Raw genomic sequence first — 22,732 nt, 5'->3', positions numbered from 1 at the left:
CATGCGCTTTCTGTTCTACACCCACTCGGTCGTTTCCGACTGGAACCACGGCAATGCCCATTTCCTGCGCGGTATCATGCGGGAACTGGTCGCGCGCCAGCACCAGGCGGTGGCGCTGGAGCCCGCGGACGGCTGGAGCCGTTCGAACCTGCTGGCCGAGAAGGGATCCTTCGCTATCGAACGCTTCCGCAAGGATTTCCCAGAACTGATGCCGGTGACCTACGATGCCGGGTTCGATCACGAAGCCTGGATCGCTGAGGCCGACGTTGTGATCGTTCATGAGTGGACGGATCCGGAGCTTGTCGCACGCCTCGGCCGTGCCCGGGCCGCTGGCGGCAACTTCATCCTTCTGTTTCATGACACCCACCACCGGGCCGTATCGGCCACCGAGGCAATCTCGGCGCTGCGGTTGGAGCACTATGACGGCGTTCTCGCCTTTGGCGAGGCCTTGCGCGAGAGCTATCTGCGCGCCGGCTGGGGCAAGCGCGTCTTCACCTGGCATGAAGCCGCGGACGATCGCCTGTTCAAGCCGCACCCGGAGATCCACATCACGTCCGATCTGGTCTGGATTGGAAACTGGGGCGACGATGAACGAACCGCCGAACTCAGGGAGTTTCTGATCAAGCCAGTCCGCGGTCTCGGCCTCGAGGCCACGGTGCACGGCGTCCGCTATCCCAAGCCGGCGCTCACGGACCTAGCCGCCGCCGGACTGCGCTATGACGGATGGATCGCCAATGCCGACGTGCCGAAGGCGTTCGCCGCGCATCGTGTCACCGTCCACATCCCACGGCGCCCCTATCGTGAGGGTTTGCCCGGAATTCCGACGATCCGCATGTTCGAGGCGCTCGCCTGCGGCATTCCGCTGATTTCAGCACCATGGTCCGATGTCGAGCAGCTGTTCAGGCCCGGCGTCGACTTTCTGTTTGCCCACAATGGCTCGCAAATGCGGCAACACCTGCGGGCGGTATTGGCCGATGCGGATTTCGCGGCTTCCCTGGTGACTTCGGGTCTCGAGACCATCCGCTCGCGGCACACCTGCCGGCATCGCGTCGACGAGTTGTTCGGCGTGCTCACGGAATGCACAGCCGAACACACCATCAACAAGACCACCGCAAAGGAAGCCGCCGCATGAAGATGGCATTCTACGGATCGAGCCTCTTGTCGTCCTACTGGAACGGTGCCGCGACTTACTATCGCGGGTTGCTGAAGGCGCTTTCCCAATTGGGCTACGAAATCACCTTCTATGAGCCCGACGTCTACGACCGGCAGAAGAACCGCGACATCGAGGCGCCTGACTGGTGCACTGTGGTCGTTTATGAAGCGACCCAGCACGCGCTGATGCAGGTCGCGGCACGCGCCGCCAGCGCCGACATCGTCGTCAAGGCGAGTGGCGTCGGTTTCGAGGACGAGGCGCTGCTGCGCGCCGTCCTCGACCACGCCCGCAGCGACGCGCTGGTGGTATTCTGGGACGTGGACGCTCCAGCAACCCTTGCCCAGCTGCGCGACGAACCGGACCATCCGCTCCATGGCGCCCTTCAAGAAATTGACCTTGTGCTGACCTATGGCGGTGGCGACCCCGTCGTCTGGGCCTACCGTGCCATGGGCGCGAACGAATGCGTGCCGATCTATAATGCGCTCGATCCCCAAACGCATCACCCCGTCATCAGCAATGCGCGTTTCGCTTGCGATTTGGCGTTCCTGGGCAACCGGCTGCCGGATCGTGAGGCACGCGTCGAAGCGTTCTTCCTCGATCCCGCAAGCCAGCTTCCGAAACAGCGTTTTCTGCTCGGCGGATCTGGCTGGGGAGACAAGCCGCTTCCCGCCAATGTCGGCTGGCTTGGTCACGTTGGCACCCGCGATCATAATGCCTTCAACGTCACACCCATGGCGGTGCTGAACATCAGTCGCGACAGCATGGCCGTAAACGGTTTTTCACCGGCCACGCGTGTCTTCGAGGCAGCCGGCGCCGGTGCCTGCCTCATCACCGACGCGTGGCTGGGCGTGGAACTGTTCCTGAAACCAGGCGAGGAGATCCTGGTTGCGCGCGACGGCGACGATGTCGCCGAGATCATGCGCTCGCTGACCTCCAGTCGGGCAAAAGCAATCGGCCAGGCCGCACTTTGCCGCGTGCTGGCCGACCATACCTACGCGCTGCGGGCGGACGTGGCCGATGCCGTCTTCAAACGTCATTTCGAGCAGGGGACCGTGGAGGCAGCGGAATGACCAAGCAATTGGACATCGTCTTTCTCGGCCTGTCGCTGTCCTCGTCCTGGGGAAACGGTCACGCCACGACGTTTCGAGGCCTGCTGAAAGGTCTGCACGAACTCGGCCACCGCGTGACCTTTCTGGAGCGCGACGTGCCGTGGTACGCCAACCACCGCGATCTGCGAGATCCGGATTTCTGCGCCTTGCGCTACTACGAAACCACTGCGGAGTTGCAACGCGACTACGCCCGGTGCCTGGAGCAGGCCGACATCGTCGTCATCGGCTCCTTCGTGCCGGAAGGGCGCGTGGTCATCGACATCGTCGCTTCATTTTGCAAGGGGCGCTTCTGCTTCTACGACATCGACACACCGGTGACCGTGGCGCAGCTTTCGGCCGATGATTGCGATTATCTGAGCTGGCGGCAGATTCCGTATTTCGATGTCTACTTCTCGTTCACCGGCGGGCCGATGCTTGGCCATCTGGTGGAGGAGTTCGGCGCGCGCCGAGCCGAACCGCTCTACTGCTCGGCCGACCCGGAACGGCATCACCGGACCGGCGATCCGATCCGCTGGGATCTCGGCTATCTCGGCACCTACAGCGCGGATCGGCAGGCAACGCTGAACGCGCTGCTGCTCGAACCCGCACGGCATATGCCAGACCGCCGTTTCGTCGTAGCGGGCTCGCAATACCCATCCGACATCACCTGGCCGGACAATGTCGAACGCATCGAACATTTGCCGCCGGCCGATCATGCCGCGTTCTACAGCCGTCAGCGCTACACGCTGAACGTCACACGCAGTTCCATGATCGCTGCCGGATGGTCGCCCAGTGTGCGCCTGTTCGAAGCGGCTGCTTGCGGCACGCCCATCATCAGCGATCGCTGGCCAGGGCTCGACAGCTTCTTTCCCGCATCGGCGATCCACACCGCCGGAGAAACGGACGCTGTCGTCGAGATCCTCTTCGGCGAGTCCGAGCGCACACGCCGGGCCATGGCCCGCCGGGCCCGCGAACGCGTCCTCGCATTCCACACCGGTGCGGCCAGGGCCCGCGAATTCGTGGCGGCGTTGACACAGCCAAGGGCGGCGGCCCTCGATTTCGACATCGGAAGCGCAGCATGACCGGCATACAGGAGAAAACGACGATGCGACAAAAAAGAAACGCGCAAAGGGCAAAGGCAGTGCTTGTTGCCGGCGGTGCGGGATTCCTCGGTTCGCATCTTTGCGAAGCATTGCTCCGCGACGGCTGGCGCGTGATCTGCGCCGACAATTTCCTGACTGGGCGCATGGAGAACATCATCTCGATCATGGACCAGCCGGGTTTCCGATTGATCGAGCAGGACATCTGCCGGCCATTGGATCTCGGCGAGCCCGTGGAGCGTATCTTCAATCTGGCATGCGCTGCCTCGCCGCCGCGTTACCAGGCCGACCCGATCCACACCACGCGAACCTGTGTGATCGGCACGCTCAACCTGCTTGAACTCGCTGCCCACAATAACGCGCGGCTGCTACAGGCCTCGACGAGCGAAGTGTATGGCGATCCGGAGCAACATCCTCAGAAGGAGGACTATGTTGGCCATGTGAACTGCACCGGCCCACGCGCCTGCTACGACGAGGGCAAGCGCACCGCCGAAACGCTCTGCTTCGACTATCTTAGAGCCGGCAAAGCCGACGTGCGCGTCGCGCGCATCTTCAACACCTACGGTCCGAGAATGGATCCGGCGGACGGCCGCATCGTCTCGAACCTGATCATGCAGGCGCTCGAGAAACGTCCTCTGACGATCTTCGGCGACGGCTTGCAGACGCGATCCTTCTGCTACGTCTCCGATCAGATCGATGGATTGAGGCGACTGATGGATATCGATCCCAATCCGGGCAAGCCGGTCAACCTGGGCAATCCCGGAGAATTCAGCATCGTGCGACTGGCGGCGTTGGTAAAGGCGATGACCGGCACCAAATCGGATCTGAGATTTCTGCCGCTGCCGCAAGACGATCCTCGGCGCAGGCAGCCCGATATTTCGCGTGCAAAAGCGCTGCTCGGCTGGACACCGAAGGTGCCCCTCAACGAAGGGCTCAAGCTGACGATCGATTATTTCGCGGCACTCGAAGGCAGTCGCATCGGCGATCAGATGACAGGCTTTGCCAAAAGGGTGAGACCCGCATCCGGCGGGCTGCAGAACCTTCCGGCATGATGCGAGTCGGCGGTCGAATCTTTCCCGAGATCGTGCGGAACATCCGCCCAAGCTTGTGGTTTGGCGGGAGGACCCGATACGGAGGATCATCCTCATGCAACCCAAGCGACCCGCGAGGGATATCGACCAGATGGCCGAACGCGAAACGGCTGCCTATCTGCGGCGCGCCTCGATCACCTATCTCGAGTGCTGCGTCAGCCTGATGATGACGCATCTCCAGCGGGAGGAAGTGGCCACTATTCTCGAGCAGGAAGCGGACATGTTGCGAAGGCTGGACTGATCGGAACGATCATGGCCGGCATTCGTCCAGGAACCGTATCAGTCGCATCCTATATCGGTCTGCCGTCGCGGCCAGCCTTGCTTTTTCCCGGCCATTTTCGGATTGCGCAGCCGTGCTCCAGAGCCCGAGCTGGAATGCCAAATAGCACGGTTCGAAAAAGCCGATGTGGCCGTTGTCGATGGCAAGCTTCATTCCTTGGACCAGGGTCCTCACATCGCTGTCGGATAGCCCGTACTCGACACGGGCGCCGGCAATGTCCCACTCAATCGGCTGGCAGCCAATCAAATCGTGTGCCCGGCAATGGTCGACAGCATCTGTCTTGAGCACCCTGCCGTCGGCACGAACGAGAAACTCCCACGGTTGGAGCTTTCCGTCGATTTCAACGCGCTGCAGTACGTGCGCGGGGGTCTGTTTCGAGAGCCAACCGCGCAACGTCGCCGCGCGTTTTTCGCCCAAGGCTTCCGACGCGTTGGAAACAGCCATCTCCGCGAGCGCCAGCAATGATGCACCCGGTTCGCAAGTTCGAAGATTAAGCGCACGCCAGGCTAGGTAATTTGTGAACTCCACGATCAGTCTTTCCCTGGGCAGCGGCGCCTGATCCATCGTAGTGCCGTCAATCCACCGTTCAACCAGAAAGCCATGGCAAAGCGCGACAACTTGCGATCCGAACCCGGCTTCATGCAACATCGCCGCGGCTCGTTTCTTGCGCAGTCCGGTTTCGCCGAGGCCTGCAAATTTGACGAGCCAGCGATCACGCCCGGCGGACGCCAGGAATTTGCGCCGCTCGGTACCGCGTGGGCTCGGCGGCCAGCGCCCTTCGTCGGGGTAGTGGGCGGCCCGCCACTCGCCGCCAGACAGTTCGGTCAGGCTTAATTCCGGCCTGCCGACCGCCTCGGCCACCCATTCGCGCAGCGTGGGAATTTTCGAGCTTTCCGAGAAGGTGCATTCAAACGCCGTCGCCACATGTTTCGGACAGCGCGACCACGTCTCCCGAGCCTCCCGCGACGCTTCGGTGCCCGGGCCGCCTGAATGGCTGGGAAACAGGTGAATGCGATCCGTATCGATATCCAGTTCACGCAGCCACACGACAACGGCATGCATCGAACTGCCGGACAGGCCGGGACCCTCGTCGACAACGGCAAAGCGAGCCGACGGATTGTTCTTCCAGGTGGCGATCGACCGCGGATCGGCGTTGACATGCCGGCGGAAGGGATGGCCGATCGGGCGAACGCTGAATGGCGCCGGCGCACCAATCGAGGCCGCCACCATAGCTGCCAGCCCGAGGCCAATGCTGCGGACGCCGATTACGCATGTGTTCGCATCGAGACCCGACTTCCGCGCCGCGTCCAAATAGCTTTCGGGATAAAGCGCATAGTGCGCATAACCCTCGGCAGAGCCGGTCACAACCTCGGCCTGGCAGTCGAGCCCGGCGAGCAGTTTGAGAAGTCCCGGATCGATGCCACCGCCGACGTCGAAACCGCTTCGCCACGACTTCGCCACCTCTGCCGCAAGTCCGACCAGCAACCTGGCACCTTGCTGTTGTCGCGGCGAAAAGATGTCGATGCCGCTGGTTTCGAAATCGACATCGGCAAGCGCCTGAACCAGCTCCGACACGCTGATGAACAGTCCGACCAATGAAGCGTGGCGTGGGACGCCATAGGACATCCGATCCAGGCTTTCGGCCATTTCGCTGGCTGCTTCGCGAAGCTGTTGTGCGTTCTGCGTCTGCTTGTGGTCGCCGTAGACGATCATCGATCGGTTTTCCAATGCTTGCCGTGCGGCAACGCATCGAATGCAGCTTCGATCCATGCTGTCTCGCGCAATTTTTCGATGGGCGGAGGAACATTCCGGCACGCTGATGGTTCGGCGCCAGGAACTTACCTTTGAACAACATAGGGTGGCGGTTTCGTGGGATCGAAAAAGGTTCGTGTTGGTATCGTTGGGGTCGGCAACTGCGCATCCTCCCTCGTGCAGGGCCTCTCCTTTTACCGTCACGCGAAAAGCAACGAACCAATCCCTGGGCTGATGCATGCCGACCTCGGCGGCTACCATGTCGACGACATCGAGATTGTCTGCGCGTTTGATGTCGCCAGGAGCAAAGTTGGCCTCGACGTTGCGGAAGCGATCTACGCCGCCCCCAACAACACGTTCCGCTTTGCCGACGCGTTGACAACCGGCGTTCGCGTCGAGCGCGGACCGACGCTGGACGGGATCGGCAAATATTTGCGTGACGAGATTGAAGAAGCTCCGGAGCCGGTTGCCAATGTCAGCGAGATACTGCGCGACAGCAACGCTGACGTGCTGGTTTCCTACCTGCCGGTGGGTTCCGAGGAGGCGACCTGCTTCTATGCCGAATGCGCACTCGAGGCCGGCTGCGCCTTCGTCAATTGCATACCCGTTTTCATCGCCTCACGTCCGGAATGGCGCCGGCGCTTTGAGCAGCGAGGACTGCCGCTGGTCGGCGACGATATCAAGAGCCAGGTCGGCGCGACCATCGTGCACCGGTTGCTGGCCAATCTCTTTCGCGAACGCGGCGTGCGCATCGACCGCACCTATCAGCTGAATTTCGGCGGCAACACCGATTTTCTCAACATGCTGGAACGCGAGCGGCTGGAATCGAAGAAAATCTCGAAGACACAGTCCGTGGCCAGCCAGTTCGATGTTCCCCTGGAGCCGGGCAATATTCATGTCGGCCCGAGCGACCATGTGCCTTGGCTCACCGATCGCAAATGGGCTTATATAAGGGTGGAAGGCACGACTTTCGGCGGCGTGCCGCTCAATGCCGAACTCAAGCTGGAAGTCTGGGATTCTCCAAATTCAGCCGGCGTGGTGATCGATGCGGTACGCTGCGCGAAGCTGGCGCTCGATCGCGGCATAGCCGGTGCCCTGACCGGTCCCTGCAGTTATTTCATGAAGTCGCCTCCCGAACAGTTCACCGACGCCGAAGCGCGGCAGCGCACGCTTGCGTTCATCGCCGGCAAGGACGAGCCTTTGCTCGATGCCGCAGAATGACGACGACCTTCTTTCTGATCCGCCATGCGGCACACGACAATGTCGGCTCTTATCTTGCAGGCCGGATGGACGGCGTTTGCCTCGGCGATGCCGGCAAGGCACAGGCAGCGCAGCTTGGCGGCCGCATGGCCCGGGAGCCTATCGTCGCGATCCTGTGCAGCCCGCGTGAGCGTACGCGAGAGACGGCGCTGCCAATCGCGCTAGCCTGCGGTGTCGGGGAAATCGCGATCTGCGCCGAACTCGACGAGATCGACTTCGGCGACTGGTCGGGAAAGACTTTCGATGAGCTGAATGGCGACGCCAATTGGCGAGCCTGGAATGACCAGCGGCAGGAGGCAAGGACACCGAGTGGCGAGACCATGCAGGATGTCCAGCAACGCATTGTGTCGCTGATGACCGCGGTCCGCGAGCGGCATCAGAACCAATGCGTCGCCCTGGTCAGCCACGCCGATGTGATCAAGGCCGCCGTCTGCAACATCCTTGGCTTGCCGGCCGGTGACTGCTTTCGCTTCGACATCGACCCCGCCTCGATCACGACGATCGTGTCGGGGGACTGGGGGGCGAAGCTGATCCGATTGAACGAAGTTGCCTGACGAGGATTTGCCGGATGCAGATGGTCATTTTCGGTCTTACCGTCACGTCTTCATGGGGTAACGGCCATGCCACCCTATGGAGGGGACTGATCAGAGCCCTCGCCCGGCGCGGCTGGTCCATTACCTTCTTCGAACGCGACACACCCTACTATGCCGGAACGCGCGATCTCGATCATCTGGACGGCGGCAACGTCGTGCTCTACCCGGACTGGGAGGACATCCGCCGGGTCGCGGAGCAAACGATCAAACGATCGGATGTCGTGATCGTCACCTCTTATTGTCCCGACGCCGTGGACGCCTCGCGGCTGGCGCAGCAGGCAGGCCGCGGAGTGCGTGTCTTCTACGATCTGGACACTCCAGTCACGCTTGCCCGCATCGAACAAGGTGAGCGTCCACCCTATTTCGGCCCCGAGGGTCTTGCGGATTTCGATCTCGTCCTGAGTTACACAGGCGGCCCGGCGATCGACGCGCTGAAGTCGGTGCTGGGTGCGCGCCACGTGGTGCCACTCTATGGGCATGTCGATCCCGACCAACACCGGCCGGCAGCGCCGCGAGCCGATTTCAGGGCCGATTTGTCCTATCTCGGAACCTATGCGCCAGATCGCCAGGCAGCAGTCGAAAATCTGCTGGTTCGCCCAGCTGCGCGCTTGCCGGACCAGCGCTTCGTCATCGGCGGCGCACAATACCCGCAGGAATTCCCGTGGAGCGACAACATCTTCTTCGTCAGGCACCTTCCGCCGGCCGATCACCCGGCGTTTTTCTCATCCTCTCGTCTGACGCTGAATGTCACCCGCGAGGCGATGGCGCAAAAGGGCTGGTGCCCTTCGGGCCGGTTGTTTGAAGCAGCGGCATGTGGAGTGCCGATCATAACCGACACCTGGCCGGGCCTAAGCAGCTTCTTCGAACCCGGCAGCGAGATCCTGCTGGCCCACGACACCGATGACGTCGTCGCGGCGCTCGCCTTACCCGCAGGAGAACTCGATGCCATCAAAACCCGAGCGCGCGAACGGGTTCTCGACGAACACACCTCTGCCCGGCGCGCGGCGGAGCTGGACCACGTTCTAAACGACGCCTTTCAAAGATCTCCCGGCGAACCGATGATGGAAGCAGTCTGATGTTGGGCATCGTGCCCGCTGCCGGGCGCGGCAGCCGCATTCAGCCGCTCGGCTTCTCCAAAGAGCTGCTGCCGGTCGGCAGTCGGATCGATGGGCAGACCGAGCGTCCATGCGCCGTGAGCGAGTATCTGGTGCGGCGGATGGTGCACGCCGGCGTCGACAAGATCTGTTTCATCATTGGATCGGGCAAATCCGACATCCTCGAATATTACGCCGCCGGCTATGGTGACGCCGCGGCTCTCTTCGTGGTGCAGCCCAATCCGGTTGGGCTTTGCGATGCGATTTTTCGGGCAGCTCCTCTCGTCGCGCCCGATGAGGTCGTCCTGGTCGGCCTTCCCGACACGATCTGGTTTCCCGAGGACGGCTTCTGTCATTTGCCTGACGATCAGCTTTCATTTCTGCTCTTCCCGGTGGATTGTCCGGAATTCTTCGACGCCGTCATTGTCGATGACCACGAGCGCGTGATCGAAATCCAGGTCAAGCAACAGGATGCTGGCACGAACTGGGTTTGGGGTGCGTTCAAGATGCCGGGCCAGATCCTGCATCAGCTTGCGGCACTCTGGCGCGAGCGGGAATGCCGTGACGAATATATCGGCACGTTGGTCAACGCCTACCTTGCGGCCGGAGGTCAAGCCTCCGGCGTCAAGGCTGGGTCCGCCTATGTCGATGTCGGCACGTTCAATGGCTATCGCACGGCTCTGCGGCTGCTCGAGGACGGCGCCGCACCCGTCCATCACCAAACCGCCACGATTATGCCAGGTGCCCGTTCGCATGTGCCTGTCGTTCCCGGCGAAGGAGCCTGACCATGCTGCATTCCCATGCCGAAATCCGCCGCCGTATCGATGCTCTCGGCCCATGGTTCCACAACATGGAACTGGCGGGTGTCGAAACCGCTCCCAACCATTTTCTCGGCAATTATCCGCTGATCAAATGGCGCAAATTCGCCGAGGCCATTCCCGCGGATCTGACAGGCAAGACGGTGTTGGATATCGGCTGCAATGCCGGTTTCTATTCCATCGAGATGAAACGGCGAGGTGCTGCCCGTGTCCTCGGCATCGATTTCGATGAGGCCTATCTGGCGCAGGCCCGCTTTGCCGCCGAGATCGCCAATTGGGAAATCGAATTCCAGAAACTTTCGGTCTACGACGTCGGCGCCCTGCGCGAAACATTCGATATCGTGCTGTTCATGGGGGTGCTTTATCACTTGCGCCACCCCTTGCTCGCGCTCGACCTTATCCGTGAGCATGTCGCCGGTGACCTGATGATCTTCCAGTCTATGCAGCGCGGCAGCACAGATCTGCCGGAGATGGAAGAGAACTATCATTTCTGGACGCATGACCTGTTCGACCGACCGGAATTTCCCAAGCTCCATTTCATCGAGCACCGCTATGCCGATGACCCGACCAACTGGTGGATACCCAACCGCGCCTGCACCGAAGCGATGCTGCGCAGCGCCGGATTTGAAATCGTCCTGCATCCGGAGCAGGAGGTCTATTTCTGCCGCGCCGCCGGCGACCCGGCCAGTGGCGGTCCCGTCTACCCCTCGAAAGGACAGCGCCATGATTGAAGCCGCGATGATCTGGAACGAGCCCAACAACAAATCGCATTGGGATCCCGAGCTCGACCCTGATTGGAGCCGCTTTGCCAGGATGGCGATCCTGTCGGCGGACGCAATCGCATCTGAAAACCCGGCTTTGACCAAAGTGCTCGGCGGCATCTCGCCGATAGATCCGGGGTTCATCACCCGGATGAAGGAATTCGGCGTGCTGGACCATGTCGACGCCGTCGCCGTGCACGGCTTTCCCCTCGACTGGAACCTGTGGCAGATCCAGGAATGGCCGCAGAAGATCGGCGAGATCGCGACCGTCACCGACCTTCCCATCTGGGTCAGCGAAGTCGGCGTATCGACCTTCGGCGCCGAGGAAATCCAAGTCTGGGGGCTCAAGCGCACAGCTGAATTGCTGCTCGGCAATGCACCACGCATCCAGTGGTACAGCCTCTATGATCTTCCGCGTGAATGGGAAGCAACGACGCGGCACCGCGAAGCCGAGGGCTCGTCTTATTACCGGCATTTCCATATGGGGCTGCTACGCCAGGACGGCACGCCAAAGCCCGCGCTGGAGGAATTCCTGCGCCATACACCCGCAATGGGCCTGGTGCAGTGGTTTCATTTCGAAGACCCGCGGCTGGACGATGCCGTCGCCTGGATGAAGCGGCTGGGTGTCACCAATATGCGTACCGGGCTTTCCTGGGCGGACGGCTTTCGGCCGAATGCGCTGGACTGGTTCGACCGGCAGATGGAAGCACTCGCCGATTTCGATGTGACGGTCACCTTCTGCTTCACACCTCAGCACCGCGGAATGATGCCCCACCACACCAGCCCCCCCCTGGTGCCGGAGGAGTTCGCGGAATTCTGTTCAACCATGATCCGCCGCTATGCGCCTGGCATGACATCCGCCTCGCTCCCCACGCAGCGGGCCTCGGCCGCGTGAATGTCATGGTGCCCATGCATCAGATGCCGGGCTCCGCGACGCCGTTGACAGGTGGAGATGCGGCGCAGGGCAACGAGAAGCGACCGGCCGCGACACTCACCGTCCTCAATGTCGCCTACCCTCTCGCGCCCGTCGGCCCCGACGCTGTCGGCGGTGCCGAACAGGTTCTGTCGATGCTCGATCGGGCACTGGTTCAGGCCGGTCATCGATCTATCGTCATTGGCTGCCGAGGCTCCAGAACGAGCGGCACGCTTGTGGAAATACCGGCCGAAAACGGCGTACTCGACGAGGCGGCGAAGAGCCGCGCGCAACAGGCCCATCGCGACGCGATCGCGGCTGCCCGCGCCCGATGGCCCATCGACGTGGTTCATCTGCACGGCATTGATTTCGACGCTTATCTGCCCGACGATGGTCCGACCTTGGTGACCCTCCACCTGCCATTGGATTGGTATCCGGCCGCGGCATTGCGCCCGACGCGCGGTGACCTCTGGCTCCATGCGGTCTCGCCCAGCCAGCAGAAAACCGCGCCATCAGGCGCCAGGCTGGCGGCGCCGATTCCAAACGGCGTTGACATCGAAGCACTGACCCTGCTGCAGCCGAAGCGCGACTTTGCCCTTGTTCTAAGCCGGGTTTGCCCGGAAAAGGGCGTCCACCTGGCGCTCGACGCAGCCAAACAGGCAGATGTGCCGCTGGTCATCGGCGGCAAGGTCTATCCCTATGAAACGCATACGCGGTACTTTCGCGATGAGGTCCAATCTCGCCTCGATGGCCGCCGCCGCTTCCTTGGCCCGCTCGGCTTCACCGCCAAGCGACGCATTCTCAACGCAGCGCGCTGTCTGGTCATTCCGAGCCTCGCAGCCGAGACCAGCTCGCTTGTGGCCATGGAGGCCCTCGCCTGCGGTACCCCGGTGGTCGCCTTTCCAAATGGTGCGCTTCCCGATGTCATAGAGCACGGCAGGACGGGCTTTCTCGTCGACACGGTCGACGAGATGGCCCAAGCCATTCTTGCGGCGTCCAGCTTGGATGCCGAGACATGCAGGGCCGAAGCGCGACGGCGGTTTTCGCTGGAACGGATGATCTCGTCTTACATGGACGCCTATCAGGCGCTGGCACAGCTTGGCAGTGGTCGCCGGCGCTTCGCCGCGGTGCCGTGAGTAAAGCTGTGCTGCGCAGCGAAATCATCGGTGATCTCGCACAATTCGACGCCTTGACGCCGCACTGGTGGAAACTGTGGCAGCAGAGTCCCTCGGCGACGCCGTTTCAATCTCCCGCCTGGCTGGTGCCGTGGTGGCACGCATTCGCACCCGGTGAACTGGCGACGGTCGCGGTATGGCGCGGCGGCGATCTGGTCGGGCTGGCGCCGCTCTATCTTGAGCATGGGACCGCCGGTTCGAAGCTGCTTCCGGTCGGCATTTCGCTCAGCGACTACCTGGACATTCTGGCTGTCCCTGGGATCGAAGCCGAGGTCGTCGCCATTGTCGCCGAGTCGATCCTCTCGATCGGGTGGGTGCAATGGATCTTGTCGGACTTGCCGCAGGACAGCGTCGCCCTTGCGATGACGCATCCCGAGATGGATTGGCCGACCGCCCATGCCGCCTGCCCCGTGCTCGCCCTCGCCGGCGACGAAACGCTTGCAGGCTGCGTCCCCGCAAGACGCAGACGCCAGTTGCGTCGGGCGCGTCAAGCCGCATCAAGATGCGGCCGGATCGCGCTGTCGTCGGCGAGCGGCAGTCCGCAAACCTTCCTCGATCAGTTGATCCGCCTGCACAATATGCGCTGGGCCGAACAAGGAGGCGGTGTGTTGGCCAACGCCGCCGTCGAGCAATTCCATCGGCTCTCACTTCCCGTGCTCGATGCTCACGGTCTGGTGCGATGCTGGCTGTTGGCGATCGATGGCGGGACCGTCGGCGCCTATTACGGATTTCACTACGGCGGCCGTGCCTATGCTTACCTCGGTGGCTTCGACCCTGCTTATGCCGAGGAGAGCCCAGGCGCGATCCTGATTGGCCACGCAATCGCGGAAGCGATCCGCGAAGATGCGCGCGAGTTCGATTTCCTGCGCGGCCAGGAGGCCTATAAATATGGCTGGGGCGCCGTCGACAGGTGGACGATGCGCAGGGTCTGGACGCGGAGTTGATGCATGAGTGTAACCGCACCGAAAGCCGCCCGGCGCCCGACATCGGTCAGGCTGGCGGTTGAAGACTGCGTGGCCGATGGCATTTGCGCCGAAGGCGCTCTCGTAAGGCTGGCGCTCCACCTGCCGCCCACAATTGGAGCAGCGGAATTGGCGGAGGTCGTGCTGAAGGTCCAGCCGGCGGATGCCGGCGACGCAGCAAGGCTGCGAAAGGTCGCCGGACTGCTGCGCTGCAAGCCAGACGTCTTCGCCATGTTGCAGGCAACGGGTGGCGCCGTTCGGCATGAGCGCGATGAGGATGAGACGAATGTCGCTGTCGTCAGGCGGCTGGCCTCCAGCTTCGATGCCGCGGCAGCGATTTCGGGAGCCGCGAGTGTCCAACTGGCATCCCTCGGCGATGAGGCAAGGCTCACAGCCACGACCAACGAAATCGTTGCATGGCTGGAAGCGCGAGAATTCACCGGAAGGGAACGGAGCATCCTCGACATCGGTTGCGGCATCGGCCGTTTCGAGCGCGCGCTGTGCAAATCCTTCAAGCGGATGGTCGGCATCGACATATCGCCGCGGATGATCTCCATCGCCTCCGAGCAATGCGCCGCACTCGGCAATGTCGAGTTGCGACAAACCTCCGGTCTCGATCTGTCCGAATTCGCCGATGCCAGTTTCGATTGCGTGCTGGCGGTGGACAGCTTTCCCTATCTGGTTCTGGCCGGCATGGCTGATCGGCATTTCGACGAAATTGCGCGCGTTCTGAAACGGCCGGGCTGGCTCGCCTTGCTGAACTATTCCTATCGCGGATCACTTCTCTCAGACCGCGATGATATCGGCCGTCTGGCGCAAACTCATCAATTGCGGGTCCTCATCGACGGCGAGAAGCCGTTTCGGTCGTGGGATGGCGACGCCTTTCTGCTCGCTGGGTGAAGCGGAACATTACAGCGCGATGCCAGTTCGGACGTCGAACAACGGGCACCGACGAGTGTCCCCGATTCGAAGGAGGATATCATGGCATCCGGCGGTAAAAAACATTTCGGCCGCAGCAGCCAAGCAAGAGTGCCGGCGCCGGCGCGGTGATCTCCCCGGAGAAGGACGAGATCGAAGAAAACGCGGTCTTGTCGAATCGCGACAAGAAGCAGCATGCCAAGAGCGCGGGCAGGACGGCAATCGGAAAGTCCGATCAATATCCGGGTCACGCCGCTGACCGATTGCCGAAGGACTGAACGCCACCGCAGCGCGTCCATGGCCCGCGGCGACGAAGGAGCAGCAAGGAAATAAACCTGTGCAAGGGACCGCTGGTGAGCTTCTTGGCGGTGGACACCGCCTTGTAATGCAAGGCGCTTACCACCACACTAAGATCAAGGGACCGCTATCAAGAGAATGTGATGTCTCGTTCGAGCGACGATACCGCGGATCCGCATGTCGAGATGGCTGTGGATCAGGAGATTGCTTCCCTGCTGGCCGCCATAGAGCAGGAAAAAATTCCAGACCGCCTGACCAAGCTGGCGATCGAATTGCAAAACGCGCTCGTCGAGAAACGTCGACGCGACGTGAAGAACTGACTATCTGCGGCCGTCGACCTCGACATCAAGCTGACCATCCGAAAGCTGGTTTCTTCTCTCCATCAATGTCTCCAGCGAACTCTCTCCAAGGAATTCAAGGATGTTGGCGCGCGCACGGTTCAGGCGGCTTTTGACCGTCCCGACCGCGCAACCGCATATGTCGGCGGTTTCCTCGTAGCTCACTCCCAAAACGCCGATCAGCATCAGGACCTCGCGTTGGTGTTCAGGCAGCCTTTGAATGGCGCCGTGAACTTCCCTGCTCTGAACGGTCCATTCCTGGGTAGCTTCCGAAATTGGCCTCGAAGACGCGCAATCGAGCAGGCCGGGCGCCTCCCGGGCAGCGATCTTGACCCGGGTGTAATAAGTGTTGCGCATGATGGTGAAGAGCCACGACTTCATGCGCGTACCGGGTTCGAACTTGTCGATGTTGGCGAGACCCTTGGTCAGTGTCTCCTGCACGAGATCGTCGGCGTCGTCGGGGACGCGGCAGAAGGTGCGCGCGAATGCCCGCAGGGCAGGTATCAGGTCAACGATGGAAACTTCATTGGTTTCCTGGTCGGCCAAAAGGCAGCCTCCGGATGACAATGGTCCAGCTCCCAGAAGAAAGAGTGTGTGAACGCAGCCCCAGCTAAATGCATGGAAGTTTGGTTCGTTCCTCGTGCTGGAGACAACTCTTCATAAATTCTGCGCAGGCGGAGATATCTGTCATCCGATCGGCGCGCACCATCGCCGCAGCAGTCACGGCTCCTCCGACAGCGGTGTCTCCAGCGTCCATTTTTTACGGGAACAAAGCCGCTCACCGGCAGTTTGATGGCTTGACCACTTCAACCTTCCGGTATCGATCGAGGACCTGTCATGGCCAAATCCGCTCGCCCCTCCGCTCGCCAATCGGCAAGTGGACTGGATCAGAATAGCGCGCGCGGAAATGGCGGCGAGTTGCACCAGATCGCGGGGGATGAAACGCCTGCCCTTACGACGGCGCTCGGAACGCCTGTCTCCGACGACCAAAACACATTGCGGATCGGTGAGCGCGGACCATCGCTGATCGAGGACTTTCACTTTCGCGAGAAGATTTTCCACTTCGACCACGAACGCATCCCGGAAAGGGTCGTTCATGCCCGCGGCTACGGTGCGCATGGTTTTTTCGAGACCTACGAGTCACTTGCCAAATACACACGTGCCGACATTTTCCAGCGAGTTGGTGAAAAGACGCCGGCATTCGTTCGTTTCTCGACGGTTGCCGGCAACAAGGGCTCGTTCGATCTCGCCCGCGACGTGCGCGGCTTCGCGGTCAAGCTCTACACCAAGGAAGGCAATTGGGACCTGGTCGGCAACAACATCCCGGTCTTCTTCATCCAGGACGCCATCAAGTTTCCCGATCTGATCCACGCCGCCAAACAGGAGCCCGACCGCGCCTTTCCGCAGGCACAGACGGCGCACGACAATTTCTGGGACTTCATCAGCCTGATGCCGGAATCGATGCACATGGTGATGTGGATCATGTCGGATCGCGCGATCCCGCGTTCCTTCCGCTTCATGCAAGGCTTTGGTGTGCACACGTTCCGCCTCGTCAACGCGAAGGACGAATCCACCTTCGTCAAGTTCATCTGGAAACCCAAGCTCGGCATGCAATCGGTGGTCTGGAACGAGGCGGTCAAGATCAATGGCGCCGATCCCGACTTCCATCGCCGCGATCTGTGGGAGGCCATACAGGCCGGCAATTTCCCGGAATGGGAGTTGACGGTGCAACTGTTCGATCAGGCGTTTGCCGACAGTTTCGACTTCGATATCCTGGATGCAACGAAGATCATTCCCGAAGAGGTCCTCGAACCAATTCCCGTCGGTCGGCTGGTGCTCGACCGGATGCCGGATAATTTCTTCGCCGAGACCGAGCAGGTGGCGTTCATGACGCAGAATGTGCCGCCCGGAATCGATTTCTCCAACGATCCGCTTCTGCAAGGCCGCAACTTCTCTTATCTCGATACCCAATTGAAACGGCTGGGCAGCCCGAACTTTACCCATCTGCCGATCAACGCGCCGAAATGCCCGTTCGCCCATTTTCAACAGGACGGGCACATGGCCATGCGCAACCCGGCCGGTCGCGCCAATTATGAGCCGAACTCATGGGGACTGGGACCGCGCGAGGATCCGCAGCGTGGCTTCCGTTCTTTCGCCGATGCCGAAGAAGGGCAGAAAGTACGTCTGCGCGCGGAGAGCTTCGCCGATCACTATAGCCAGGCCCGGCAATTCTTCAACAGCCAGACACCACCGGAGCAGCGTCACATCGCGATGGCGCTGACATTTGAACTGAGCAAGGTCCAGGCGCCGGCGATCCGCGAGCGCATGGTTTCGCATTTGTTGAACATCGATGAAACGCTGGCGACCACGGTCGCCGACAAGCTCGGCATCCGTGACCTGCCCGAACCTGCCGAAGCCGCCATTCCGCCGCGCGATGACTTGCCGCCGTCGCCGGCGCTCAGCATCATCCAAAACGGGCCTGATAGTTTTGAAGGCCGCAAAGTCGATGTCATGCTTAGCGATGGGGCCGATGTCGCGCTGTTCGAGGAACTTCGTTCCGCCATCGAAGCGGAAGGCGCGGTGATGGAGGTGGTTGCGCCCAAGGTGGGCGGCGTCGAAACCGCCGACGGCACTCACATCGAGGCAAGGCACATGATCGACGGCGGTCCATCCGTATTGTTCGACGCGGTGGTGCTGCTCCTCTCCGAGGCGGGCGCCGAGTTGCTGGTCAAGGAGGCCGCTGCGAAGGATTTCGTGTCTGATGCGTTTGCGCATTGCAAGTTCATCGGCTTCACCCCGGGGGCCGAGCCGCTCCTGATCAAAGCAGGCGTCGCTCCCGATGCCGATGAGGGGCTGACGCGGCTGGATTCGGCAGCTTCGGTAACTGCGTTTGTGCAGTCATGCCGCAAATTGCGGCTCTGGGCGCGGGAGGCGGCTGTCAAGCTTTGATGCGATGGCGCCAGCTGTTTCGTTGGCGTGTGCGCAGGCCTTTGGTTGCCGCCAAACCAGCCGGCACCGCGATCTACGAGCGGCCTTCCTTGCTGGACGCTTGTTGCCGCTGCTTTTCCAGGACCTCGTCGGTCCCGACCAGCTTCTTTGCTCCGCCTGAAATAGTCGTGGACACCACCGAGGGCGGATCGCTCGCCGGAAAGGAATCCTCCAACCCCGCCTGCAGTTGGTCCTCGAGCGTCTGTGGTTCTTCGGAACGGCCGGGCGTTCTGCGTGTGTCTATCTTCTCAAGCGCCTGTTTCTTTTTTGGCGAATCGTTGGCGTTCCGGATCAGGGCGTAAAGCTGCTCGATCGCGAATTCCTTGATCGTTTCGAAATCGGCCCGATCGTCCTTTGCCGCCTCGATTTGATCAACCATGGCTTTCTCGAAGCGGTCGAGGCTGTCGCCTCCGCAGGCATGGGAAAGGCGCAACAGGGCCTCATTCAGCATCAACGGAGCGAAATGTGCTGAAGCTTCAAGCCTGAGTTGCCTTAAACGATCCGGAGTGGCGGCCTGCAACTTTGACATGGACAACCTCCTTTCTCCCACAAACGTCTCAACGACATTTGACCGCCGATGTTCCACCATGCCTGAACATCCTTCACGCCCGGCGAGCTACAGGAACCAGCTTGCTACCAGCCCCGCCGACGCCGCAAGAATCGCCAGGATCGTCACCCCACCCAGGATGTTCGTGCTTGTGCTGTTGACCTTGTCACCCATGATCTTGCGGTTGTTGGTCATGATGAGAATGAGAAGCAGCAGCGGCGGCGTTGAAAATCCTTGCACGATGCCGGACCAGACCAGAGCTTTCATCGGGTTGAAGCCGAAGAAATTGAGGCCCACCGCCACCAGCGTTATGACCCCGATCACGATGTAGAATTTGGGAGCCTGCCGGGGTTTGGCATGCAAGCTATTCTTCCATCCCATCGCCTGAGCGAAATCGAAAGCAGCGCCAGCGGTCATGATCGGCACGGCCAGAAAGCCGACGCCAATTACACCGGCCGCAAAGAGAATGCCGGCAGCGTCGCCGGCAAGCGGCCGCAGCGCTTCGGCCGCCTGTGCCGCTGTCTCGATCTGCGTCTGCCCGGCCTTGTAGAGCGTCGACCCTGTCGAAAGGATGATGAAATACATGATCAGATTGGAAAACGTCATGCCGATCAGGATATCGCGGCGGGATCGGCGCAGCTCGCCCTCGGTGGCGCCTTTGCGCTCTTCGAGGCTCGTTCGACCCTTGGCGATCTCCTCCTCCACCTCCTGATTGGACTGCCACGTATAAAGGTATGCGGAGAGCGTGGTCCCGACGATGGCGACGAGGATGGACAGGTATTCGCGGCTGAACTCGATTTTTGGCAACAGCGTGCCACGCAGAACGGAGGCGGCATCCGGTTTGGCAAGCACCGCGGAGACCACATAGGCAAGCAGAGCCAGAGCCAGCCACCGGAACACATTTCGGATCAATTTATACGATCCGAACACCTGCAGGGCAAAAATGACGATCGCGACGACAATGACGACCAACGGAGCAGGCAGCGGAACAAACAGCACAATGGCCGCCGACATGGCGCCAAGGTCGGCGGCTGCCTCGATCGTGTTACCAATCAGTACGCCCACCAGCACAGACCATAGCAGCCAACGCGGATAGAAGTCCGATATGACCTTGAAAAGCCCGCGACCCGAAACCTGGCCAAGTTTGGATGAAACATAGACGACGAGATACATCATCGGCAGCGTGACAGGTGCCGTCCACAGCAGGTCGGGCCCGAATCGCGCTCCGGCGCTCGCGTAGGTACCGATAGCCGAGCAGTCGTCATCGGCCGCGCCGGTGATCAGACCAAGCCCGAGAGCCCGAACGACGCCGCCTTTTTTTTGCTCTCTTGCCCTTTGGCCCTCTTCAGGTGGCTTGTTCATTGAAGGCGCGTCTTTACCGGGGCCACGCAAGAAATCATGACGAACATTCCAATCGGATGCCGATGAAGCAGCCGTTTCAAGCTGCATTGAGATCGAGTTCGAACCTCTGGTCAGGCTTTTTGTTCCTGGACACAGTCCCGGTCCGCGACGGCGATTCATCCGATGTTCTTTCGGCGGAGCCGAACCTCCAAGCGAATGCTCGGTCCCCTGAAGAAGAGAATGCTTGTCTCGAAGCCTGTCCTTCGACGTGGCACAAACTATTCCCTAAAAGAAAATCCCGCGGCGCCAAAGTCGAGTGTTCGGTCCGGCCGTTCATCCGCTTCGTCAGCGGCTCGTACCGCCGCCGATCACCATCCTAACGCCGAGGCCGATGATGAGACAGCCGGCGAACCGCTGCTGCCAAAGCCTTGCGCGGGGGTGCCGCATGACCCATGCGCCGGCCGCGCCCGATGCCAAGGCGTAGGCTCCCAGCACCAGCACACCGGTTATCTTCTGTGTTGCGCCAAGCAGCACCAGCTGCAACGTGACGGAGCCCCCATGCGGATCGACAAATTGCGGCAAGAACGCAACCATGAACATCAAAGGCCAGAGATTGCTCAGATTGGCGATCATTCCTTCCCGGGCGGCGGCGAGCGGCCGCAGCGCCTTGATGTCACCAGCGGGAATGGTTGCCGAGGCTGAAAGCAGCAGCCGGACACCCAGCCACACAATGTAGGCCGCACCGGCCCATCGAAGCAGATTGAACGCCAGCGGCGAGGCGTGGACAAGCGAAGACAGGCCAAATGCAATCAGCGGAAGCTGCACCAGTCCGGCGCCCAGCGTCATGCCGAGCACCGTGAACAGCGCCACGCCGCGCCCCTGTCCGATGCCGCGGGCCATCACCAGCATGCTGTCGGGGCCTGGCGGCATCTGCATCAGAATGACGGTTCCGACAAAAGCTATCCACAATGAGGGATCGATGGGACATCTCCGCTCGCGTTGCCGATGACATCAAAGCGACCAGCCGTCATCCGGTTCCGCGGCAAATGAAAATGTCCCATCGCGAAGAACTAGGCAGAACCGTCAGATGGAACGCGGTGCCAGTCCTGGAAGTTGAAAAGCCGGAGCCGTTCCTGAACCGGTTTTGGAGGCCGACCCGTGCATGAACCGATAAACGCCTTCCCGCTCCCGCTGGACACTCCTCCGATGGAGGCCAGGCTTGCCGATGAAATCCCCAGGGACGGGAACCGCTGGCAGTACGAGCCCAAATGGGACGGATTTCGCTGCCTGGCTTTCAAGAGCAACAACGCCGTTGACCTGCGCGCCAAATCCGGCAAGCCGCTCGGCCGCTATTTTCCAGAAATCACGGAGATTTTGCGTGACCTCAAGCGCGGGCACTTCGTCATCGACGGCGAGATTGTCATTGAGGTTGACGGTGAGCTTTCCTTCGAAGCGCTGCAGATGCGCCTTCACCCCGCACAAAGCAGAATCCGCAAACTGAGTTCGCAGACGCCTGCCAGTCTGATCCTCTTCGACATGCTTGCCAAGCCGGGCGGCGAGGTCATCACGGGCAAACCACTTGTCGAAAGGCGGCGAGCGATCGAGGACTTCGCGACCTCCTCGAACAGTCCAGATCTTCGCCTGTCGAAGTGCACTTATGATGCAGCCACGGCGGCTCGATGGCTAAACGGCGCTGGCCATGCATCGACCGACGGCATCGTGGCCAAAGTGCTCGATGAGCATTATCTGTGCGGCGAACGTGCGATGGTGAAGGTAAAGCCGAGGCGCACCGCCGATTGCGTTGTCGGCGGTTTCCGCTATCTCGCGGACAGTCGTGAGGTTGGCTCGCTGCTCCTCGGCCTCTACAATGACGACGGCAAGCTCGATCACGTCGGCTTCACGTCGACCATCGCCAGGACCGACAGAGGAGCGCTCACGCGCCGGCTGGAAGGGCTGCGGTCAGAGCCCGGATTCACCGGCAAGGCGCCCGGCGGCCCGAGCCGCTGGAGCACGGAGCGCAGCGGACAATGGGAACCGTTGGAACCTGAACTGGTGGTGGAGGTCCGCTTCGACCACGTTACCGGCAATCGGTTTCGCCACGGCACCAAACTGCTGCGCTGGCGCCCCGACAAGGCGCCACGGCAATGCACGTTCAAGCAGATCGAATAGACCGCTCCTGGAAGATCGCTTCCAGAAACCTGTCACGATTTATTGTGACGAAGGAACCAACTCGGGATTCACCGGTTCGGACACCATCCACCGG

22 protein-coding genes are annotated in these 22,732 nt (G+C 61.3%); 17 read left to right on the top strand and 5 right to left on the bottom strand.

What is annotated here, in order from left to right; all coding sequences use genetic code 11:
• Nucleotide 1: 1 nt before the first annotated feature.
• The 5 genes from EOA13_RS10695 to EOA13_RS10675 all read left to right on the top strand — a co-directional run bounded on the left by EOA13_RS10695 (nt 2) and on the right by EOA13_RS10675 (nt 4,673).
• The gene (locus EOA13_RS10695) at nt 2-1,132 is read left to right on the top strand and encodes a glycosyltransferase (RefSeq protein ID WP_127292222.1); all 1,131 of its coding nucleotides are present in this window, start codon (nt 2-4) and stop codon (nt 1,130-1,132) included.
• Nucleotides 1,129-2,223, top strand: a complete 1,095-nt coding sequence (locus tag EOA13_RS10690) for a glycosyltransferase (protein WP_127292219.1) — start codon at nt 1,129-1,131, stop codon at nt 2,221-2,223. The genes EOA13_RS10695 and EOA13_RS10690 overlap by 4 nt, the downstream gene beginning before the upstream one ends.
• Entirely contained in the window at nt 2,220-3,323 is a 1,104-nt protein-coding gene (locus tag EOA13_RS10685) for a glycosyltransferase (RefSeq protein WP_127292216.1), read from the top strand. The genes EOA13_RS10690 and EOA13_RS10685 overlap by 4 nt, the downstream gene beginning before the upstream one ends.
• 23 nt (nt 3,324-3,346) lie before the next feature.
• Complete coding sequence (locus tag EOA13_RS10680) at nt 3,347-4,393, top strand: UDP-glucuronic acid decarboxylase family protein (RefSeq protein ID WP_127292213.1); 1,047 nt, start codon at nt 3,347-3,349, stop codon at nt 4,391-4,393.
• A 94-nt stretch (nt 4,394-4,487) separates the two neighbouring features.
• A complete protein-coding gene (locus EOA13_RS10675; RefSeq protein WP_032900517.1) occupies nt 4,488-4,673 on the top strand; it encodes a hypothetical protein in 186 nt (61 codons plus the stop codon).
• Between the two features lie 9 nt (nt 4,674-4,682).
• On the opposite strand, the gene EOA13_RS10670 is transcribed toward EOA13_RS10675, so the two are convergent.
• Nucleotides 4,683-6,425, bottom strand: coding sequence for a hypothetical protein (locus tag EOA13_RS10670; RefSeq protein WP_127292210.1), 1,743 nt, complete (start codon nt 6,423-6,425; stop codon nt 4,683-4,685).
• Nucleotides 6,426-6,581: 156 nt separating this feature from the next.
• Here EOA13_RS10670 and EOA13_RS10665 point away from each other — a divergent pair, with 156 nt between their 5' ends.
• The 10 genes from EOA13_RS10665 (at nt 6,582) to EOA13_RS10615 (ending at nt 15,575) form a co-directional block, all read left to right on the top strand.
• Complete coding sequence (locus EOA13_RS10665; RefSeq protein ID WP_127292207.1) at nt 6,582-7,685, top strand: inositol-3-phosphate synthase; 1,104 nt, start codon at nt 6,582-6,584, stop codon at nt 7,683-7,685.
• Entirely contained in the window at nt 7,682-8,278 is a 597-nt protein-coding gene (locus EOA13_RS10660) for a histidine phosphatase family protein (RefSeq protein ID WP_127292204.1), read from the top strand. The genes EOA13_RS10665 and EOA13_RS10660 overlap by 4 nt, the downstream gene beginning before the upstream one ends.
• A 14-nt stretch (nt 8,279-8,292) precedes the next feature.
• Nucleotides 8,293-9,393 (top strand): glycosyltransferase, encoded by a 1,101-nt coding sequence (locus EOA13_RS10655; RefSeq protein WP_127292201.1) that lies wholly within the window; start codon nt 8,293-8,295, stop codon nt 9,391-9,393.
• A complete protein-coding gene (locus tag EOA13_RS10650) occupies nt 9,393-10,196 on the top strand; it encodes a sugar phosphate nucleotidyltransferase (protein ID WP_127292199.1) in 804 nt (267 codons plus the stop codon). Before EOA13_RS10655 ends, EOA13_RS10650 begins: the two co-directional genes overlap by 1 nt.
• Nucleotides 10,197-10,198: 2 nt before the next feature.
• A complete protein-coding gene (locus EOA13_RS10645; RefSeq protein WP_127292196.1) occupies nt 10,199-10,960 on the top strand; it encodes a TIGR04290 family methyltransferase in 762 nt (253 codons plus the stop codon).
• Nucleotides 10,953-11,885 (top strand): beta-xylosidase, encoded by a 933-nt coding sequence (locus tag EOA13_RS10640; protein ID WP_127292194.1) that lies wholly within the window; start codon nt 10,953-10,955, stop codon nt 11,883-11,885. Before EOA13_RS10645 ends, EOA13_RS10640 begins: the two co-directional genes overlap by 8 nt.
• Before the next feature lie 5 nt (nt 11,886-11,890).
• A complete protein-coding gene (locus tag EOA13_RS10635; RefSeq protein WP_127292191.1) occupies nt 11,891-13,039 on the top strand; it encodes a glycosyltransferase in 1,149 nt (382 codons plus the stop codon).
• Nucleotides 13,036-14,022 (top strand): GNAT family N-acetyltransferase, encoded by a 987-nt coding sequence (locus EOA13_RS10630; RefSeq protein ID WP_127292189.1) that lies wholly within the window; start codon nt 13,036-13,038, stop codon nt 14,020-14,022. Before EOA13_RS10635 ends, EOA13_RS10630 begins: the two co-directional genes overlap by 4 nt.
• 3 nt (nt 14,023-14,025) lie before the next feature.
• Nucleotides 14,026-14,940, top strand: a complete 915-nt coding sequence (locus EOA13_RS10625) for a class I SAM-dependent methyltransferase (RefSeq protein WP_127292186.1) — start codon at nt 14,026-14,028, stop codon at nt 14,938-14,940.
• A 458-nt stretch (nt 14,941-15,398) separates the two neighbouring features.
• Complete coding sequence (locus tag EOA13_RS10615; protein WP_127292183.1) at nt 15,399-15,575, top strand: hypothetical protein; 177 nt, start codon at nt 15,399-15,401, stop codon at nt 15,573-15,575.
• On the opposite strand, the gene EOA13_RS10610 is transcribed toward EOA13_RS10615, so the two are convergent.
• Nucleotides 15,576-16,139, bottom strand: coding sequence for a sigma-70 family RNA polymerase sigma factor (locus EOA13_RS10610; RefSeq protein WP_127292180.1), 564 nt, complete (start codon nt 16,137-16,139; stop codon nt 15,576-15,578).
• Nucleotides 16,140-16,430: 291 nt separating this feature from the next.
• Between EOA13_RS10610 and EOA13_RS10605 the strand changes: the two genes are divergently transcribed.
• A complete protein-coding gene (locus EOA13_RS10605; RefSeq protein WP_127292177.1) occupies nt 16,431-18,542 on the top strand; it encodes a catalase in 2,112 nt (703 codons plus the stop codon).
• A 73-nt stretch (nt 18,543-18,615) separates the two neighbouring features.
• On the opposite strand, the gene EOA13_RS10600 is transcribed toward EOA13_RS10605, so the two are convergent.
• From EOA13_RS10600 to EOA13_RS10590, 3 genes are all read right to left on the bottom strand, one after another.
• Nucleotides 18,616-19,110, bottom strand: coding sequence for a hypothetical protein (locus tag EOA13_RS10600; protein ID WP_127292175.1), 495 nt, complete (start codon nt 19,108-19,110; stop codon nt 18,616-18,618).
• 87 nt (nt 19,111-19,197) lie between these two features.
• Nucleotides 19,198-20,577, bottom strand: a complete 1,380-nt coding sequence (locus EOA13_RS10595) for an Nramp family divalent metal transporter (RefSeq protein WP_348629754.1) — start codon at nt 20,575-20,577, stop codon at nt 19,198-19,200.
• A 237-nt stretch (nt 20,578-20,814) separates the two neighbouring features.
• The gene (locus tag EOA13_RS10590) at nt 20,815-21,405 is read right to left on the bottom strand and encodes a LysE family translocator (RefSeq protein ID WP_127292172.1); all 591 of its coding nucleotides are present in this window, start codon (nt 21,403-21,405) and stop codon (nt 20,815-20,817) included.
• 222 nt (nt 21,406-21,627) lie between these two features.
• Here EOA13_RS10590 and EOA13_RS10585 point away from each other — a divergent pair, with 222 nt between their 5' ends.
• A complete protein-coding gene (locus tag EOA13_RS10585; RefSeq protein ID WP_127292169.1) occupies nt 21,628-22,638 on the top strand; it encodes an ATP-dependent DNA ligase in 1,011 nt (336 codons plus the stop codon).
• The last annotated feature ends 94 nt before the right edge of the window (nt 22,639-22,732 follow it).

It is taken from the genome of Mesorhizobium sp. M7A.F.Ca.US.011.01.1.1, assembly GCF_003998295.1.
Lineage (GTDB): Bacteria > Pseudomonadota > Alphaproteobacteria > Rhizobiales > Rhizobiaceae > Mesorhizobium.
The sequence above is the reverse complement of the archived record's forward strand: the minus strand, read 5'-3'. Positions and strand labels throughout refer to the sequence as shown.